We start from the raw sequence: 16,880 nt of genomic DNA, 5'->3' as shown, positions 1-16,880 counted from the left end.
ATTTTACGAAAGTTCCGAGCTGCAATCTGGAAGGCGAACCCCATCAGAGCGACGGAGGGCCGTTTCTGAGGGATGCCGGGTACAGGGAGGCGATTGCAGCTCCGTCTTAATTATGTCCGCAGGCAGATGTGTGAAATCCAGAGAAAACTGTTTAATTAATCTAAGACAAACACATTCGAGAAACAGCAGCGATGGGTTGGTTGCAAAGACTATTTGGTGTAGAAAAACCCGAACCCGAGGGAAGCGCTACAGTTGAGCAGCAGGCACCAGCAGAAGCTCAAACTCTGTCAGCGACCTGCACCGCACTTATCGCACCCGAAAGGGTGGGATTGAATGGAGAATACGATCCGAGTGGCTTAGCCAAACGAGTCGTTCTGGCGTTCGAGCGGGATGCGGAGGTGGAGGAGATTAAAGGCATCTGCGTGGCTCAGCTTGGCAGCACAGTAGTGCTGGCGGGAAGAGTCCCCAACCAGCAAATTCTCACCCAATTGGTAGCGATTGCCAGCCGGGTTAGCGGCGCAACCGGCATTCAAACCGAGCGAGTCAGCATCGGCGCGCCCCACACTCACCGCCCAGCAGATACGAGCGGTTTTTCGGGCATATTTTAAGAGGTTGAAGCGACTGATAAACCGGGGTGCCGGTGAAAATTGTCAGGCTCAAACTCGCTCTTGAGACAGTCAGCCCGGTTTCTGAAAGCGAGCGATTAGAAACAGACAGTACGGTGCGGGCTTGCAGGAGATGGCAGGTCTCAGCCCTGGCGCTCCGAGTGGCCAGTCAAATTTTTAATGACTCCCGCGCCTCAGAATTGCGTTAAAAGCGCGGATTATAATTTTTTTATTTGAGGTAAAATGATGTTTGAAAGTGCGCAAATCATGGTGCCGGCGCAGGAACCCTTGGCATTTTGGCTAGCTCAGATGCCGGTGGGGCGCGGAATGGTCACGCCAGAACAGGCATCGCTTGTCTTTTCGGGGCCGGCATTTTTTATGGCTCTGATTTCAGGGGTGCTGCTAGCCTTTGGGTTTCAACTGCTGCTAACAAATCTTTCAGTAGCCGCCGGCATTTCCTACTTGGGGCGTCCGTCACGCGACGAGCGGACGGATGAGCGGACGGATGAGCAGACAAGCCTGGGCGGAACGATTCGCCAGATTGAAACCAAGCTGGGGATGTGGACGCTGATTTCCGTCAGCCTCGCCCTGTTCTTCGGCTGCTTGCTAGCCGTCAAGCTGAGCCTGATCACCAGTATCGCCTTGGGAGCCATTCTGGGGTTAGTGATCTGGGGCGCGTACTTCTCCCTGCTCGTTTTGCTGAGCGCCACCACAGTAGGCTCTTTGGTGGGCTCAGCCATCAACACAGCGACTGCCGGTTTTCAAGCGATTGCTGGAACGGCTGCCGCCGCCCTCGGCGCTAAAGCCGCGCGCGACCAGGTGGTGTCCACTGCAGAAGCCGCCGCCGCCGCCGTGCGCCGGGAGTTCGGCTCAGCGATCGACCCCGCCGGGTTGCGGGACACAGTGGAAGACTACATCGCAGCGCTGAAACCGCCGGAACTGGACATTCAGGGGATACGGCGGGAATTTGAAAAGTTGCTCAGCGATACCAAACTCACAGAGATCGCCGACAGCGGGGAACTTCCCAACATTGACCGGCAAACCTTTGTCGATTTAGTCAGCTCTCGCACCGATTTATCGAAACGGGACATTAACCGGATTGCCGAGCAGCTGGAAGACGCCTGGAAGCAGACGACGAGCCAGATGCAGAAGCCAGCCGACGGGATGGCGCAGCTGATCAAATACCTCAGGGAAGCCAAACCCGGAGAGTTGCTCTCCTCACAGCTCACCCAAAGGCTCGACCAGCTGATCGACGAATTCCGGCAGCGCCGCAAGGCAGAAAACCCCAGTATGATGAGCCAGGCGATGATGGCGGGCTTCAACGCGCTGATGGGGATAGTGCTGGGGCGCACCGACCTGTCGGAGCTCGACGCCCAAACTATCGTGGAGCAGCTGAAAGCGGCGAAAGACAGAGCCAGCCAGCAAGCCGGCAAGGTGGCGTCTCAGGTGACAGTTGACGTGCCGGCGCGACCGGCGAGCACCCTGCGGGCGGATGTGGAAAACTACCTGCTCAACACCTACTCCTGGGAGATGACGCCGGAGAAAATTGACCGCAACTTCCGAGAAGTGCTTTACGATCCGGAAGCTGACCCGGCAATGGTGCGCCGGGAGCTCGAGCAGCTGAGCCGGTCGGATTTTGCCGAGACGCTCGCCAGTCGCGGCGTGTTCACCCGAGACAGAATCCAGCTTCTCGCCAGACAGCTCGAATCGATCCGGCTGCAAGTGCTGTACACTGCCGCCGCCGCCTTTGAGCGAGAAAAAACCGAAGATCTGCAAAGGCGGGTGGGGGATTACCTGCGCTGGAGTAAAAAGGAAGACCTCAACCCCGAAGCCATCACGCGGGATTTCCGGGCGCTGCTCGCTGACGAGGAGGCGGGCTACGACCAGCTGCGCAATCGCTTCCGGCAGTTTGACCGCGCGGCACTGGCGCAGACGCTCAGCCACCGCAATGACCTGAGTGCGGCGGAAGCAGAGGCGATTCTCAGCCAGCTGGAGCGCATCCGCGATCAAATTTTGCAAGAGGCGCGAACCCTCGAAGAGAGCGCCAGCAATCTAGTGGAAGCGCAGTGGCAAAAGTTGCAGTCGTACTTGCGCTCCACCGGCAAGCAAGAACTCAACCCGGAAGGCATCAAGCGCGATTTGCAAGCCCTGCTGGAAAGCCCGCAAACGGGCGTGCGGGCGCTGCGGATGCGGCTGGCGCAGTTTGACCGCGACACGCTGGTGGCGCTGCTGTCTGGGCGGCAAGACCTGAGCGCTGAGCAGCTCGAGGGGATTCTCGATTCGGTGGAATCGGCGTGGAAGCGCGTGGCCAGCGGCACCCAAGCGGCTGCCGGTCAAGCAAAGGAGCAGTACGACCGGGTTTTGAGCGCGATTGCAGATTACCTGCGCTCCACCGGCAAGCAAGAGCTCAACCCGGAAGGCATCCAGCGGGACCTGACTCAACTGCTGCGGCACCCGAAACAGGGCGCTATGGCCATCCGCGACCGCTTGGCCGGCATCGACCGGGCCACTTGGGTGAGGCTGGTGTCCCAGCGGCAAGACTTGAGTGAGGCGGAAGTCAGCCGGATTATTGACAGCGTGCAGCAAACCATTGGCAGCTTCGCGCGGGCACCCCGCCGGCTGGCGGTGCGGGCTCAGCAGCAGGTGCGGGATTTTCAATCGACTCTGGAAGACTACCTGCGCTCTACCGGCATCGAAGAGCTCAACCCGGAAGCCATCAAGCGCGACATCCACCTGCTCCTGCACGATCCGCAAGTTGGCGCGCAGAGTCTCGCCGAGCGCCTCTCCCACATCGACCGGCCTGCGATCGTCAGGGCGCTGTCCGGGCGGCCAGATATTTCTGAGGAAGAGGCGAACCGGATTGCGGATCAAATCTTCTCCGTGCGCGACCAGTTTGTCGGGCAAATTGAGAGCGTGCGGGAGCGCATCCGCTCGCTGGTGGACGGGATTTTGGCCCGGATTCGCGACTACCTCAACTCCCTGAACCGGCCTGAACTGAACTACGAAGGCATCCGGCGGGATGTCCGCAAGCTGTTTTCTGACCCGCAAGCGGGGTTTGAAGCGCTGCGCGATCGCCTCAGCCACCTGAATCGGGATACGCTGGTGGCGATTATCAGCTCCCGCGAGGATATTTCGGAGGCTGACGCCAACCGGATTGTGGGCCAGATTGAGGCGGCGCGGAACAGCGTGCTACAGCGGGCGGAACAGCTGCAGCTGGAAGCGCAGCGACGCCTGGATGACCTGAAGCTGCAAGCTCAGCAACAAGCGGAAGAAACCCGCAAAGCTGCTGAAACTGCCGCTTGGTGGCTGTTTGGCACGGCGCTCGTCTCGGCGCTCGCCTCGGCGGGCGGCGGCGCTCTAGCCGTTTTGACGCTGGCGCTGTAGCGGCTGCCAGGAACGCCGCTATTTTCCTTCTTCCAGAAACCCGGTTTCTTAAAGAAACCGGGTTTCTTAAGGCAGTTAGTTCCAATTTTAAAGCATTTACCATGCAGTAAAGCGTATGACTGGAGAAAAATCACTTCCTACGCGCGGACAGTTAGAGCGCACTATTTCGCAGCGCCTCGGGGCTCTCTACCGCAGCGAAATTGGGCATCAGCCAAGCAAAATAGACTGCCGGCTTGTTGAGGAAAAAGTTACCGTTGTTCTAGAGAATTCTATCACAAAAGCTGAACTGCTTCTGGCTGAGAGCGGTCAGGAGGAATTGGCGGAGCGGTTTCGCGACGAGCTTCAGCAGCTCATTGAGCCGAAAATTAAGGCCCTGATTGAAGAAATTCTGGAAACTCCTGTGATCGACGTGCTGACTCATGCCAAATTAGAGACCGGTCGGACTGGCACTATCGTTTTGTTGGCCGCTCCGCCGCAAGTTCGCCCTCCCTCGTCTGGCGAGCCGGTTAGAAGAGAAACGGCTGAAGATTGAGGTGCCGGCAGAGGGTTGCTTCTAGGTTTTCCAGAACAAAAGGCTTGGTGATGCAGTCAGCACAGCCGGCGGCGAGAATGCGGTCGCGGTCTTCTCCTTTGGCCAATCCTGTGACGGCAACGACGGGAATATTCGCGGTCTGCGGGTCTTTTTTGAGGCGGCGCACAACTTCTATGCCGTCTACCTCTGGCATGCAGATGTCCAGCAGTACCAGAGCCGGCTGGGACTGCTTTGCCAAAGCTAGAGCTGTCTGGCCATCTGAGGCACCCATGAATGAGCAGCCTAACAGCTCAATAATTTGGCCTATCAGCCCCAAGTTGTCTTCACTGTCATCCACTGCCAAAACTAAGGGGGGTTTTGTCACAGAAGGGGAGCCGGCGCTGTCGGTTGATTCCAAAAGCATATTTTTTTGAAGAAAGGCGATCGACTTTGGATGACTTATTTGGGGAACAAAACTGGGGACGAGGCATTCTGCACGCGGCTTGACAGGCACTGGCAACAGACTGGCTCGTTCCACCACAAGTCGCTCTGAGTCCTCTCGCTGGCCTTCCAGCCGGCGCTGCGCGAGAGACAGTCCGAGCTCCTTGGAGCAATCTTAGCACTTTACCTAAACTTCACATACTTAAAGAAAGCTTAAAAACAGCGTTTGACTTGATGTCTGTCGCCTTTCACCCTCCAATTTAGCAGTACACTGTACTAACAAAAAAGTATCTTTTTTAAAAAATATTTTCGCGCGGCGCGGCGAAAAACTGCCGCAAGAAGCCTCTGTCTGCAGGATGAGTTGATTTTGAGAGTGAGTGCCGGCCACTTCCACCTACAGGGGGATACCGGCCTTGTGGTTTTGGATTTGAATGGTAAATAGACCAGTTGTCACAGGAGAGAAGAAGTTGCGATTCACGCTCCGCCCCACAGTCATTCTACTTGACTTGCGGGCAGAGTTATAGTCCCACGCTCTGCTCACCCGGAACTGCCCAACCCCCAAACGAATTGCTGCTGTCTTCAAAACTCCCCCTGCTCCCCAAAACTGCGTGAAAAGGTAAACCCACCCATGAACACCACTGCTCACCATCGGACTCCTGGCTGGCTAGGAAATCATTTTTTTAAGAGCCAAGAAATCGGGCTGGCCGGCAACCTGGCTTTAGGGGTTTGGGGTTCGGCGGTCGGCGTTTTTCTGTTCGATTTACTGGGACTGTCTGCCTACGGCCTCATTGGTTTTGCAGTCATGGCTTTGATGGCCTCAGTGGCTGTTCTGGGCTTAATCAGTTTGATGAAAATAGCCTGAGGCTCGTCTTTCCTGCGGGTGGGGGCGCTCAAGGCGCTGGACGGCAGTTGGCACGGGTTCGAGGGCCGAACACAGCCAATCAACAGCCAATCAAAATTTATACAGCCAAGCTCTACAGAAGCATCGGAGGTGAGGTTATGCATGTCAATCTGGGGATTAACCCTGAGACAAATTTAGAGATTAACATCGGTATCGACGCCGAGAGTCGCCAAGAAATTGCTGCCGGCTTGTCGCGAGTGCTAGCCGATACTTACACTCTTTATTTAAAAACTCATAATTTCCACTGGAACGTTACGGGACCGCTGTTTTCATCCCTGCACCAGCTCTTTGAGGCGCAATATACAGAACTGGCTGCGGCTGTAGATGAAATAGCCGAGCGCATCCGCGCTTTGGGGCTTCCCGCGCCAGGAAGCTACCGGGAATTTTCCAGCCTGAGCGTGATTCCAGAAACCGAGGGTGTCCCCTCAGCAGAGAACATGATTCGCCAGCTGGTGGAGGGACACGAAGCGGTGGTCCGCACCGCCCGCTCGATGGTGCCGGTGGTGGAGCGCTCGGAAGACGAGCCCACCCTCAACCTGCTCACCGAAAGGATGCAAGTCCACGAGAAAACCGCCTGGATGCTCCGCAGCATGCTTGCCGGCTAGCCTGCGGCTTCCTTTGCGGGGAGTGGGGGCGCGGGGGCGCGGGGGCGCAAAGGCCCAGGACAATTGCAGCTTCTTTGCATCCCGGTAAGACACCCAGTCGAGGCTGCCCGGCATGTTATGATGAGGCTATTTATTTGGAAAGGAGAATTTTATGGATCTTGTCCGCATCATTGCCGCCATTTTTCTTCCGCCTCTGGGCGTGTTCTTGCAGGTGGGCTTGGGCAAGGACTTTTGGATAAATATCCTCTTGACTCTTCTGGGCTACATCCCAGGAATTGTTCATGCCGTCTGGATTATCGCTAAACGATAATTTACAGGCCGGTTCTTAGAGACTGTTTGTAAAGAAACAGTGAGGGCTGCCAGAAACCGGGTTGGCTGTTCTCTCCAGACGGAACTGTGAGCGATACAGCACGAAAAACCCGGTTTTTTACCCCGGTGTGTTTACTAATTTTTTTCCAGAAGTTTCTAACTTTAGCATTCCGAATGAAAGCCAGGAGTTGCTGGCACTAATAAATTTCAATCACTGAGACAAAAATGGAAGCGAATTTTTATAACTCTCAACGCCAAGGGCCGGCTGTCCCGACTGCCCCCAAAAACATGCCGTTTTTGGAAAAAGTCAGGGTTGCCGGTGAGCTGGAGGATATCTCCGACGCCCGGGAGATTGCCCTTGCGGTGTTCCGCACGATGCGGGAGCTGATACCGTTGGAGGCGTCCGATCGGGTGGCTGGCGAACTGCAGGAAGTAACGCTGCAGGCGGATGGCAAACCGCCTCACAATGAGATAGCTTCTTTGTGGGAAGATACTAATCCCTTGGTTCGTTTCTTCCGCCGGCTCCGACCGGCCTACCAGAAGGAACCGGATATTTCGTCTCGGATTCGCCAAAAAGCCGGGTTGGCCAGCCGAGCCGCTCCCGAAGCAGTCATTAAGGCGGTGTTTTCCGCAACTAAAGACGAGCTGTCTCCGGGAACCATTCAGGAAATTGGCAGATTTTTGCCGGGAGAAATTAGGCGAATGTGGGAGGAATCAAAATCGCTTAATAAGCCATTAGCAGAGAGCTTTGGCTAAGGATTATTGCGGGAGTCAACCTGGAGGAGGTTGTATGAGCGACAGCGAAGAAAACAAAACGAAACGCACCGCCAATCCGGGCGACCGGATTGCCGATGAACCGCAAAGCATCGAAGAAAAGGCGAAACAGCTGGCGGTGGACGCTCCCGATATCACCGGCGACCACCTGAAAGTCCCGACTTACTTCATTGTGGAATATCCCGACGGAGAAAAGAAAGCTCTCCACCATGTGAAGGATGCTGAGGAAATCTCTGACGTCATCAGGCAAGCTCGGATGGACGAACACGGCAATCGGGTTTGGTGGTAGGCTCATTCGGCAATTTCCCGCCGGGGAGAAAGGAGCGGGAAATGGCGAAGCGCAACAGCCGGACTGCCGGCGGCTCCCCCCTGTCCTGACAGCGGAAACCGCTGTCCTGTGAGGCATTAGCCCAACTACAAACGGTGGGCTAATGCCCAACTACAAACGGTGGGCTAAAGCCCAACTACAAACTTTGGGCTAAAGCCCAACTACAAACTTTGGGCTAATGCCCAACTACAAACTTTGGGCTAATGCCCAACTACAAACTTTGGGCTAATGCCCAACTACAAACTTTGGGCTAATGCCCAACTACAAACTTTGGGCTAATGCCCAACTACAAACTTTGGGCTAATGCCCAACTACAAACTTTGGGCTAATGCCCAACTACAAACGGCAACCGGCTTTCTCGCTCACCTCCTGTATCCCTCCTGTAGGGCGCTGCCACTTTTCATTTTGGCCCCAGCAAATTTTGACAGGTATAAATTATGGAGACGAAAGATAAAAATACAGTTCCCTACCCCAATATCCCACCCGTGATTGAAACGGATGAGAAAGAGTATCGCGACACCGGCATCCCCAGTAAAGTCGCGATCGTCGGGCACCCCCTCCATCCCGCTATCGTCCTTTTCCCGATCGCCTTTCTCACCGGAGCGCTGGGAAGCGATATCGGCTACTGGCTGACAAAAGACCCTTTCTGGGCGAGAGGCTCGGTTTGGCTGATTGGCGTTGGCTTGCTCACCGGCGTCTTGGCGGCGATCAGCGGCTTTATGGACTTCCTGAAAATTAAAAGAGTTCGCGACCGCAGCGCTGGCTGGCTCCACATGGCCGCCAATGTCCTAGTTATGGTGCTGAGTTCAATCAACTTCCTGATGCGGCTGGGAGATCCAGCCACGGCGATATTGCCCTGGGGTTTGACGATTTCTGCCATCGTTGGGACGCTGCTGGGTATTAGCGGCTGGCTTGGCGGAGAGCTGACTTTCCGGCACAAAATTGGCGTCATTGGTCCGAGTGGCGACAGTCCATACCAATCGGGTTGAAAAGTTAGGGGTGAGGAATCGCCCGCAGGAATTCCGGTTTTCCGCAGGGAACCGCCGTCCTGAAGGTGCGTCAAGGAAAGTGTTGGGATACAGATATCCCTTCTGGGGTTGGGTGCGGAGGCAAAAAAAGCTTCTTACTTTTTGCCTTTTCACCGGCAGTCCCTCCTTCCCTAATACCAATTTTTTGTCGCTCAAACCGTTGCTCTGCCGCAGCCCCTTTTAAAAGGAGGCTCGCTAGCAACCTCTGGGGCAACATTTCCTAAAAGTGGTAGATAGCGGATCTCATATTAGTGAGAAACTGAGAGCCCCGGTTTCTTTAAGAAACCGGGGTTCTGGGGCGAACTTCATTCAACTGAGATCCGCTATAATTCCTCCCCTCTCAACTGCCCTCGCTAACCAATTTTGAATCCGGAGCTAGATAGTATGAATTACCTCAAGAAGGTCTGGCAAACAAAGGCTGGGTTAGTAGGAGCTATTTGTGGCAGCTTGCTTGTGGCAATCCCAGCCATTCCCCTGGCCGGCTTTGCCCACCAGCTGGCCAGAACAATACCGCTGCCAGAGCAGCAAAACTCCCCTTTGGCCCGCATCGAGCCGGTGGCGGGCCAGCTGGATATCAAACTGAGGAATGACACTGGCGACCCGATTATCTATCAGGTGATTGGGGATACCAAACCGCGCACCCTGCCGGGCCACTCTCAGGTGACGCTGCTCGACCTAAAAGCGCCGGTAAACCTCACCTTCCAGCGTCCGAGGGGCGGGTTGCTACAGGCTCAGCCCTATGTTGCGCGTCCCGGTGTTTTACAGGTAACGTTCAATCAAACGACGGATTTAGGGGCTGACAAAAACGTCTTAAGTGTTGAGAAAAATGGTTCAGTTTTTGTGTACTAATGCGTTCCTGTCGCCCTGATATTCCATAGGTTGCGGTGTGTTGCTGCTTTGCAGGAGATGCCAGTCAGGAGGATATGCCTCCTGATTGGCGCTGGCTGATTTCGGAATCAGGGGAGATAAGGGCGTTTTTCATATTCGTGAGGGACTGAAAAACCCGGTTTCTTTAAGAAACCGGGTTTCTGGAACCTACTTCACGCAACTGAAAACTGCTGCCTGGGAACGCCCTCGGTCGGCTCTGCCTGCTTTCAAGGGAAAAGTAGGTTAAAAGCCTAACGGCTTATATAGCTTCAAACAAAGAGCAGATAAACAGCATAAGGTTTGGATTTTTTTCAACGGGGCTGATATGTAATGGCAGGCGTCTGTAGGCGGCTACCGACACGGAAACTGCCCCGTTTTCTGGCTTGTTCATGTTTTCTTTGTAAACCACCTGTGAGAGAAACCGGCGCGTTCAGCTGGAAAAGCAAGGAGGAAATCAAATGGTAACAAATTTGCCACCGGCACCGAAACGAGTTGCTATCCTAGTCGAAAACGGTTTTGAGGATTTCGAGTTTCAAGTCCCTTATACGGCGCTGCGTCAAGCTGCCGCGAAAGTCACTGTGCTCGGCTCTCGCATGAATGAGGAGTACCGGGGGAAGCAGGGGAAAGTTTCTATTCGACCGGACGGAACGACGGCGGAAGCGCGTGCTGGGGATTTTGATGCTGTGATTGTCCCAGGCGGTACGGCTCCGGATATGATGCGGTGCAACCGCAATACGGTGGAATTTGTCCGCCACGCTTTGCAGCTGGGCAAACTGGTGGCTGCTATCTGTCACGGACCCCAGTTGCTGATTGAAACGGACTCGCTGAAAGGCAAGCGCGCCACCGGCTTTGTATCTGTCCGCAAGGATATGGAAAATGCCGGCGCGCAGTATATCGATCAGCCGGTGGTGATTGACGGCGATCTGATCACCTCGCGACAGCCGTCAGATGTGGCGATTTTCACAGCGGCCATCCTCAAACGCTTGGGACTGAGTGTTCCTGGGGTGTCACTGCCCGATGAGAGCGATCGCACGGCGGAATGGTGGCGGCTGGCGCAAGCTTGGGGCGGCTCTACGCAGAGCGAGATTATCGACGGTCTCAACCAGGCGCTTGCCGGCGAGCGCTACACGCTGCAAGAGTTTGAGCAGTACGCGCGCCGCGCCCACGATTTGGCGCTGCGCTTGCTGCTGTTCGACATTTGCGAAGCCAAGCAGCGTCACGCTCAGCTTCTGGAGGAGCGGCTGCGGAACTTGGGCGCGGCGATTTCTTTGCCGGCAGCGGCGGCGGGCGCTTATGGCTCGCTGATGAGTTTGTTCCAGCCGAGCGATGATATGGAGATCCTGCGGCGGGCGCTGGGCGATATCCAGACCGGCGCGGTGGATTCTTTCCACCTGCGCGTGATGCACACCGATCTCGCCTCTGCGGCGATTTTCAGCGAAATTGAACAGGATCTGGCGCAGTACGAGCGGCGCTTGGCCGATCTCTACCGGGAGCGCCTGGGCTTTCAAATGCCTCTGCCGGCTCAGCCAACCACCGGTGCCGGTGTCGCCTGAGCCCAGCCCATCCGGTGCCGGTCTATCCCTCTTCTGTCACGTTGGGGCAATTTGACGAATTTGCGCTATTTCAGGCAACGACAGATCCGGCTTTCACCCTTGTTTGACAAAAGAGGGCTATAGCATTATTCACTTAGATTAGGACAAAAAAACTGGCAGGACGTCTGTCCTACGCCTTATATTACTATGACAGGTGTGGGGTAAGCGTTCCCTCCAACCTCAAGCTCGAATGTCCTAACCTTAGTGGCTATCGCTAGATCTCTCAACTGTCCTGCGCCGGGACGCAAAAGCAGGGTGCGTTGCGCCAGCACGCAAAAGTAGCGTTACCCCCCCAGGGGGGAACGCACCCTACCAGCTTTTATCCACTTATATAACAGTACAGGCATATAATGAATAAATGACAAACCCAAAAGGGGGTGCGCCGCCCTTCCTGGCAGCGGGGGGCGATTGGCTGCAGGTCCTGCGCTTCCGCCGCTTCGATCTGGGGCGACGTGCCGGTGCGGCTTGTTTCAATCCCGTTGCCGGGATTGGTGCTGGCCAAAAATATTCTTCTCCTGCCGCCTGCTGAAATCACTATCGCATTGATTTCGGCAGAGCATGCATGGAGCGGGATGCTCCCTTTATGCCCACTCACATGAAAGGATCGATCGTGGAAAACGTCAAGAAGATTAACGAGCAGCTAACCGTAGCGGGACAACTGACGCCAGAGCAGTTGCAGCAAGCCGCTGAGGAAGGCTACAAATCAGTGCTCAACCTCCGCTCGCCTGATGAGGAGGGATTTCTCAGCGACGAGGGACCGCTTGCTGAAGCTCTGGGCTTGCAGTATGTCCATATTCCCGTCAAGACCAGCGAAATCAATGATGAACTGACCGGCACAGTCTTGCAGCAAATTGACCTGCTCCCGAAACCGGCTCTCATCCACTGCGCCAGTGGCATGCGTGCCGGTGCGATGGCATTTATGAATGTGGCAACCCGCCAGGGAATGAGGGCAGAGCAAGTGTTTGAGCGGGCGCATCAACTCGGATTCAACTGTGCGAATCCCCAAATGAAGGAGTTCTTTGAACAGTACGTTGCCGCTCACTAAAATACAGGCTCGCCGATTAAATCATAGCGGTTTTCATATTAGTGAGTTGCTGAGAAACCCGGTTTCTTGAAGAAACCGGGTTTCAAAGGGCGTATTTCATCCAAATGAAAACCGCTATAATACCAGAAACCGGCTTCCAGGGAGGGCGGTGGCAGCGAAATTCGGGCCGGCTAGCCGCAGGGGCAGGCCGATAAGAAGAACGCAACACCGGCTCTCCAGGTTGGCAGTCAGGGATGAGATCGCTTAATCTTGGGGTTGGTAGGAAGCACAGAACGCCGCAGGAGCGCTGTTGCGATACGACTTCCTTGCTGTTTATTTAGTCCATCTACTTATGACTGCCAACTCAGAGAGCCTGCGCAACCGGCTGCTGCAACTCGACAGTCGCGGCTACAAAGCCTACAAAGACATTCAGGAAACCTACCAATTTCCTGAGTTCACGCTGATTGTCGATTATGTGCAGGGAGATCCCTACGCCGCCCCCAGCAAGTTGCGGGTGCTTTTGCCGCAGAGTGTCGCCGGCACCCCGCGCGATCTGTATCGCTCGCGCAGCCGGGAAATCGCGCTGCTCGATTACCTGACTCGCCAGTTCGACCGCGCGGCGCGGGACTCCGCCAGCCGGCGCGGCACCGGCAACAGCGGCTTAATTGCAATCGCACAGCTCGGTCAGGAAGTTCTCGAACGGACATCTGCATTCATTAATGATGAATTTGTCGAGGTGCGCTTTGTCGCTGGGCTGCCGGCTGATGGGCGGCGCATTTTGGGGCGACAAGCGGCTCAATTGCTCTGCGATGATATCCCGCAAATTGTTGAGAAATCTCTCAAATACAGCCGGCTCAACGCTGCGGAAATTCAGCGCCACGTGGAAACGGTGGAAGATGCCGACTGGCTGCGGCAAATGCTGCCGGCGCGAGGGCTGGTGGCGTTTATTGCCGATGGGGCGATTTTACCCCGGCGCACCGGCGTGGATTGGCGACCGGCACCAGACGCTGTGCCGTTTCAATCCCCACCGGCACTGCAGGTAGAATTTACCTGCCCGAATCGGGGTTTAATTACCGGCATGGGTGTGCCGGCGGGGGTGACTTTAATTGTGGGCGGCGGCTATCACGGAAAATCTACGTTGCTGAGCGCGATTGAGTTGGGGGTTTACAATCACATTCCCGGAGATGGGCGGGAATTTGCGGTGACGCAAAAGGAGGCGGTAAAGATTCGCGCTGAGGATGGGCGAGGGGTTGCCGGTGTGGATATTTCACCGTTTGTCCGCCATCTGCCGCAGGGGCGATCTGCGACAGAGTTTTCTACGATGAATGCTAGCGGGAGTACGTCGCAAGCCGCAAATATTATGGAGGCGCTGGAGGCGGGCGCTCGCTTGCTGCTGGTCGATGAGGACACGGCAGCGACAAATTTTATGATTCGCGACCGGCGCATGCAGATGCTGGTTGCTAAAGAGAAGGAACCGATCTCGCCGTTTATTGATAAAGTGCGCCCGCTCTATCAGGATGCCGGTGTCTCGACCATTCTGGTGATGGGGGGTAGCGGTGACTATTTCGATGTGGCGGATACGGTGATTGCGATGGAGAATTTCCAGCCGCAGGAAGTGACAGAGCGCGCGCGGGCCATTGCCCGGGAGTGCGGCACGGGGCGGGTTTCGGAAGGGGGGCAGCACTTTGGGCGCATCCCCCGGCGCGTGCCGGTGCCGGACAGTATTAACCCCAGTCGGGGACAGCGACACGTCAAGTTGAAGGTGCGCGATGTGGTGATGGTGGTGTTCGGAATGGAAGATATTGACTTGTCGGCGGTGGGGCAGATTGTCAATGTGGGGCAGTTGCGGGCGATAGCGGAAGCGATGGTTTACGCCAAGCAGCACTATGTGGACAGCCGGCGCACTCTGGCGGAGATTCTCGATGCCGTGATGGCCGATATTGAGTCCGGGGGGCTGGATATTCTGACGCCCTTCCCCCAGGGCGATTTGGCCATGTTTCGCCGGTTTGAGCTGGCTGCTGCTATCAATCGCCTGCGCACTCTTGAGGTTCTTTGAAGTGTGCCATTTTTCCTCGTTTTCAGGTGTTTGGGACAGGCGGGACGCCTGTCCTACGTCTTTCCGTGAAAATGTTTGTAGTTGGGCTTTAGCCCAATCGGCAGCCTTTTTCCTTGTTTTCAGGTGTTTGGGACAGGCGGGACGCCTGTCCTACGTCGGGATACCGGTGGGGACAGGCGGGACGCCTGTCCTACGTCGGGCCCAGCCTGCGCTGCTGTTACATTCCTTCACAAAAAATGGCCGCCATTTTTTCCCCACCGGCTTTCGCTGCGACGGCATAACCAAAACGGTTCAATTGTCAAGGTTGTAAACAAGCTTGTAAAAAGTAGCTCCCCGAAGGCTAGCAGGGAGTGGGAAAAAAGTCAAGTGCAGCGCTCACACAGAGCCACGAAATTTATCACGTCAAAAGAGCTGGTCACAGTTGCGCAAAAGGCTTGTTTTGTTGCATAATAGAAAACATAGGAGGTTTAGGAAACGATAGGTCGCTTTGAAAAGCAAGCAGCGACTCAAGCGTAAGGAGGTTAGGGATGTATCTAGAAGAGGTTCTGCAAACAGGCCGGTGCTATAATGATTCTGAGAGGTGCGATGGCAGGTGGCCGCAGCGCGACTCTCCCGACCGGCGGCACTCACACCGGCACGAACGCCAGACGCTTTCTGGGCATTCGGGAGGACAGCAAGACGGACTCTAGGGCCATAGCCCCCCACCGTAAGATTTGATTGCCTGAAGAATGGGCGCGACTGAATTGAGGAAATTTTGATGGGAGCTGATGGCACAAGCAGCATTTGCTTTCAGCGATCCCCGGAAGCGCAAGACAGCTTTTGGGTTGGGGATTGGGGATGGAAGGAACGCAGCTGAAACACAAGATGGATAAAGCTTTCAGCTTTTTGTCAGGAGAACAAAAAACAGCTTTCAACCGGATAAAAGAGAGCCGGCGGAAGCGGTTTGAAACGAGAAGGAGAAAGAAAATGAACTGGATTCGCCGAACCATAGCGATTTTAGGGATCGCCGCTGCAGCGCTGAGTGTAGCCCCGGTGACGGCATTCGCGCAAACCACCCAGAAGCAGCCGGTGCAGGTGCGGGTAGAGGTGGAGACAGAGACCGTCGAAGCGGATGACTTTGTGAGCTTGGCGCGAAACGCCTTTGCGGTGAAAGATTATAAAAATGCCGTCTTCCAGGCAAACAGAGCCCTGGATCTCGATCCGGAGCTAGCGGAAGGCTATCTGCTGCGCGGAAAGGCGCGAACTCAACTGGGCCAGCGCCAGTCAGCGGTAAAAGATTTGCAGCAAGCCGCCGTGCTATACTGGCAGCAAAAAGACACAGCCGGTTATAATGCCGCTATTCAATCCTTGTGGCTAGCGAGCAAAGCATCCCGAGGTCCAATTTCCCAGTTCTATCGTTGAGAGCGCAACAGATGGGGTTAATTGTCAACAAACCCGGTTTCTTAAAGAAACCGGGTTTATGGCCATTTGGAACGCACCAAGCAAGTTTCATTTGAGGGCGATTTTATAGCAGCAGTCATATTGCTTAGAACAATAGAAGCTTCGGGAGCTCTGGAGCAAGGGAGGCCGGAATGTAGGTTTCCTAAATGCTTACTGCTATATAGCTATATAGACGTAGGGCAGGCGTCCCGCCCCCCTGAAGGTCTAATGTTCTAACCTAAGTGCATACTGCTATAATCCAGTATTTCAACACTACATTCAGTGCAAATTAAGACAATAAAAAAGCGCCCCCTTTCGAGGAGCGCTTTTTGTTGGTGTCGAGACCGAATTTATCCGGTCTCATACCGGGGGAAGAATTAGCCCTTGATAGCGGGAGCTTCAACAGAAGCCAAATCGAGGGGGAAGTTGTGAGCGTTGCGCTCGTGCATCACTTCCATACCCAGGTTGGCGCGGTTGATCACATCAGCCCAAGTATTGATAACGCGACCTTGGCTGTCAATCACCGACTGGTTGAAGTTGAAACCGTTCAGGTTGAACGCCATCGTGGAGACACCCAGAGCGGTGAACCAGATACCGACCACCGGCCAAGCACCCAAGAAGAAGTGCAAGGAACGGCTGTTGTTGAAGGAAGCGTATTGGAAAATCAGGCGACCGAAGTAGCCGTGAGCTGCAACGATGTTGTAGGTTTCTTCTTCTTGACCGAACTTGTAACCGTAGTTTTGAGATTCAGTTTCAGTGGTTTCACGAACCAGAGAAGAAGTCACCAGAGAACCGTGCATGGCAGAGAACAAGCTACCGCCAAAGACACCGGCAACACCGAGCATGTGGAAGGGGTGCATCAGGATATTGTGCTCAGCTTGGAACACCAACATAAAGTTGAAGGTTCCGCTGATACCCAGAGGCATACCGTCGGAGAAAGAACCTTGACCGATCGGGTAGATCAGGAACACTGCGGTGGCAGCAGCAACCGGAGCGCTGTAAGCTACGCAGATCCAAGGACGCATCCCGAGCCGGT

19 protein-coding genes are annotated in these 16,880 nt (G+C 55.2%); 17 read left to right on the top strand and 2 right to left on the bottom strand.

Annotation, left to right across the window (positions count from 1 at the left end):
* Nucleotides 1-191: 191 nt before the first annotated feature.
* The 4 genes from OSC10802_RS0129475 (at nt 192) to OSC10802_RS0129460 (ending at nt 4,521) form a co-directional block, all read left to right on the top strand.
* Nucleotides 192-608 carry a hypothetical protein gene (locus OSC10802_RS0129475; RefSeq protein ID WP_017720378.1) on the top strand — a complete coding sequence of 139 codons (417 nt, stop codon included), beginning with the start codon at nt 192-194 and terminating at the stop codon, nt 606-608.
* A gap of 26 nt (nt 609-634) precedes the next feature.
* A complete protein-coding gene (locus OSC10802_RS0129470; protein WP_017720377.1) occupies nt 635-814 on the top strand; it encodes a hypothetical protein in 180 nt (59 codons plus the stop codon).
* Nucleotides 815-851: 37 nt separating this feature from the next.
* Complete coding sequence (locus OSC10802_RS0129465) at nt 852-3,989, top strand: coiled-coil domain-containing protein (RefSeq protein WP_017720376.1); 3,138 nt, start codon at nt 852-854, stop codon at nt 3,987-3,989.
* A gap of 115 nt (nt 3,990-4,104) precedes the next feature.
* Entirely contained in the window at nt 4,105-4,521 is a 417-nt protein-coding gene (locus tag OSC10802_RS0129460; RefSeq protein ID WP_017720375.1) for a Na-translocating system protein MpsC family protein, read from the top strand.
* Here the strand turns inward: OSC10802_RS0129460 and OSC10802_RS0129455 are convergent.
* The gene (locus OSC10802_RS0129455) at nt 4,496-4,924 is read right to left on the bottom strand and encodes a response regulator (protein ID WP_017720374.1); all 429 of its coding nucleotides are present in this window, start codon (nt 4,922-4,924) and stop codon (nt 4,496-4,498) included. The two genes, OSC10802_RS0129460 and OSC10802_RS0129455, sit on opposite strands and share 26 nt — an antisense overlap.
* Before the next feature lie 645 nt (nt 4,925-5,569).
* On the opposite strand from OSC10802_RS0129455, the gene OSC10802_RS0129440 reads away from it, so the two are divergent.
* From OSC10802_RS0129440 to OSC10802_RS44965, 13 genes are all read left to right on the top strand, one after another.
* Nucleotides 5,570-5,803, top strand: coding sequence for a hypothetical protein (locus OSC10802_RS0129440; RefSeq protein WP_017720371.1), 234 nt, complete (start codon nt 5,570-5,572; stop codon nt 5,801-5,803).
* A gap of 137 nt (nt 5,804-5,940) precedes the next feature.
* A complete protein-coding gene (locus tag OSC10802_RS0129435; RefSeq protein ID WP_017720370.1) occupies nt 5,941-6,447 on the top strand; it encodes a Dps family protein in 507 nt (168 codons plus the stop codon).
* A gap of 151 nt (nt 6,448-6,598) precedes the next feature.
* Entirely contained in the window at nt 6,599-6,757 is a 159-nt protein-coding gene (locus tag OSC10802_RS46785) for a YqaE/Pmp3 family membrane protein (RefSeq protein ID WP_071593367.1), read from the top strand.
* A 224-nt stretch (nt 6,758-6,981) separates the two neighbouring features.
* Nucleotides 6,982-7,512: a DUF2267 domain-containing protein gene (locus tag OSC10802_RS42395; protein WP_017720367.1), complete on the top strand. Its 531-nt coding sequence runs from the start codon at nt 6,982-6,984 to the stop codon at nt 7,510-7,512.
* A gap of 34 nt (nt 7,513-7,546) precedes the next feature.
* Entirely contained in the window at nt 7,547-7,819 is a 273-nt protein-coding gene (locus OSC10802_RS0129420; protein ID WP_017720366.1) for a hypothetical protein, read from the top strand.
* A 476-nt stretch (nt 7,820-8,295) separates the two neighbouring features.
* A complete protein-coding gene (locus tag OSC10802_RS0129415; protein ID WP_017720365.1) occupies nt 8,296-8,847 on the top strand; it encodes a DUF2231 domain-containing protein in 552 nt (183 codons plus the stop codon).
* A 423-nt stretch (nt 8,848-9,270) separates the two neighbouring features.
* A complete protein-coding gene (locus tag OSC10802_RS42390) occupies nt 9,271-9,735 on the top strand; it encodes a hypothetical protein (protein WP_017720364.1) in 465 nt (154 codons plus the stop codon).
* A gap of 476 nt (nt 9,736-10,211) precedes the next feature.
* Nucleotides 10,212-11,306, top strand: coding sequence for a DJ-1/PfpI/YhbO family deglycase/protease (locus OSC10802_RS0129405; protein WP_017720363.1), 1,095 nt, complete (start codon nt 10,212-10,214; stop codon nt 11,304-11,306).
* Nucleotides 11,307-11,703: 397 nt separating this feature from the next.
* The gene (locus tag OSC10802_RS51495) at nt 11,704-11,874 is read left to right on the top strand and encodes a hypothetical protein (RefSeq protein WP_017720362.1); all 171 of its coding nucleotides are present in this window, start codon (nt 11,704-11,706) and stop codon (nt 11,872-11,874) included.
* 66 nt (nt 11,875-11,940) lie between these two features.
* On the top strand, nt 11,941-12,390 hold the full coding sequence (locus tag OSC10802_RS0129395; protein ID WP_232731780.1) for a protein tyrosine phosphatase family protein: 450 nt from the start codon (nt 11,941-11,943) through the stop codon (nt 12,388-12,390).
* Nucleotides 12,391-12,721: 331 nt separating this feature from the next.
* Nucleotides 12,722-14,425, top strand: coding sequence for an ABC-ATPase domain-containing protein (locus OSC10802_RS0129390; protein WP_017720360.1), 1,704 nt, complete (start codon nt 12,722-12,724; stop codon nt 14,423-14,425).
* A 527-nt stretch (nt 14,426-14,952) separates the two neighbouring features.
* Complete coding sequence (locus OSC10802_RS51490; protein WP_155968568.1) at nt 14,953-15,114, top strand: hypothetical protein; 162 nt, start codon at nt 14,953-14,955, stop codon at nt 15,112-15,114.
* A 277-nt stretch (nt 15,115-15,391) separates the two neighbouring features.
* Nucleotides 15,392-15,826 (top strand): hypothetical protein, encoded by a 435-nt coding sequence (locus OSC10802_RS44965; RefSeq protein ID WP_155968566.1) that lies wholly within the window; start codon nt 15,392-15,394, stop codon nt 15,824-15,826.
* A gap of 395 nt (nt 15,827-16,221) precedes the next feature.
* Here the strand turns inward: OSC10802_RS44965 and OSC10802_RS42380 are convergent.
* On the bottom strand, nt 16,222-16,880 hold a 659-nt coding region (locus OSC10802_RS42380; protein WP_044170224.1), incomplete at its 5' end, for a hypothetical protein.

Origin of the sequence: Kamptonema formosum PCC 10802, assembly GCF_000332335.1 — a bacterium.
Lineage (GTDB): Bacteria > Cyanobacteriota > Cyanobacteriia > Cyanobacteriales > Oscillatoriaceae > Oscillatoria.
This window is presented reverse-complemented; position numbering and strand designations above follow the sequence as displayed.

Excerpts from the sequence above, each read along its gene's own strand:
- OSC10802_RS0129475 (WP_017720378.1), top strand. The coding sequence starts at position 192 with ATGGGTTGGTTGCAAAGACTATTTGGTGTAGAAAAACCCGAACCCGAG.
- OSC10802_RS0129465 (WP_017720376.1), top strand. The coding sequence starts at position 852 with ATGTTTGAAAGTGCGCAAATCATGGTGCCGGCGCAGGAACCCTTGGCA.
- OSC10802_RS0129460 (WP_017720375.1), top strand. The coding sequence starts at position 4,105 with ATGACTGGAGAAAAATCACTTCCTACGCGCGGACAGTTAGAGCGCACT.
- OSC10802_RS0129455 (WP_017720374.1), bottom strand. The coding sequence starts at position 4,924 with ATGCTTTTGGAATCAACCGACAGCGCCGGCTCCCCTTCTGTGACAAAA.
- OSC10802_RS0129440 (WP_017720371.1), top strand. The coding sequence starts at position 5,570 with ATGAACACCACTGCTCACCATCGGACTCCTGGCTGGCTAGGAAATCAT.
- OSC10802_RS0129435 (WP_017720370.1), top strand. The coding sequence starts at position 5,941 with ATGCATGTCAATCTGGGGATTAACCCTGAGACAAATTTAGAGATTAAC.
- OSC10802_RS46785 (WP_071593367.1), top strand. The coding sequence starts at position 6,599 with ATGGATCTTGTCCGCATCATTGCCGCCATTTTTCTTCCGCCTCTGGGC.
- OSC10802_RS42395 (WP_017720367.1), top strand. The coding sequence starts at position 6,982 with ATGGAAGCGAATTTTTATAACTCTCAACGCCAAGGGCCGGCTGTCCCG.
- OSC10802_RS0129420 (WP_017720366.1), top strand. The coding sequence starts at position 7,547 with ATGAGCGACAGCGAAGAAAACAAAACGAAACGCACCGCCAATCCGGGC.
- OSC10802_RS0129415 (WP_017720365.1), top strand. The coding sequence starts at position 8,296 with ATGGAGACGAAAGATAAAAATACAGTTCCCTACCCCAATATCCCACCC.
- OSC10802_RS42390 (WP_017720364.1), top strand. The coding sequence starts at position 9,271 with ATGAATTACCTCAAGAAGGTCTGGCAAACAAAGGCTGGGTTAGTAGGA.
- OSC10802_RS0129405 (WP_017720363.1), top strand. The coding sequence starts at position 10,212 with ATGGTAACAAATTTGCCACCGGCACCGAAACGAGTTGCTATCCTAGTC.
- OSC10802_RS51495 (WP_017720362.1), top strand. The coding sequence starts at position 11,704 with ATGACAAACCCAAAAGGGGGTGCGCCGCCCTTCCTGGCAGCGGGGGGC.
- OSC10802_RS0129395 (WP_232731780.1), top strand. The coding sequence starts at position 11,941 with ATGAAAGGATCGATCGTGGAAAACGTCAAGAAGATTAACGAGCAGCTA.
- OSC10802_RS0129390 (WP_017720360.1), top strand. The coding sequence starts at position 12,722 with ATGACTGCCAACTCAGAGAGCCTGCGCAACCGGCTGCTGCAACTCGAC.
- OSC10802_RS51490 (WP_155968568.1), top strand. The coding sequence starts at position 14,953 with ATGTATCTAGAAGAGGTTCTGCAAACAGGCCGGTGCTATAATGATTCT.
- OSC10802_RS44965 (WP_155968566.1), top strand. The coding sequence starts at position 15,392 with ATGAACTGGATTCGCCGAACCATAGCGATTTTAGGGATCGCCGCTGCA.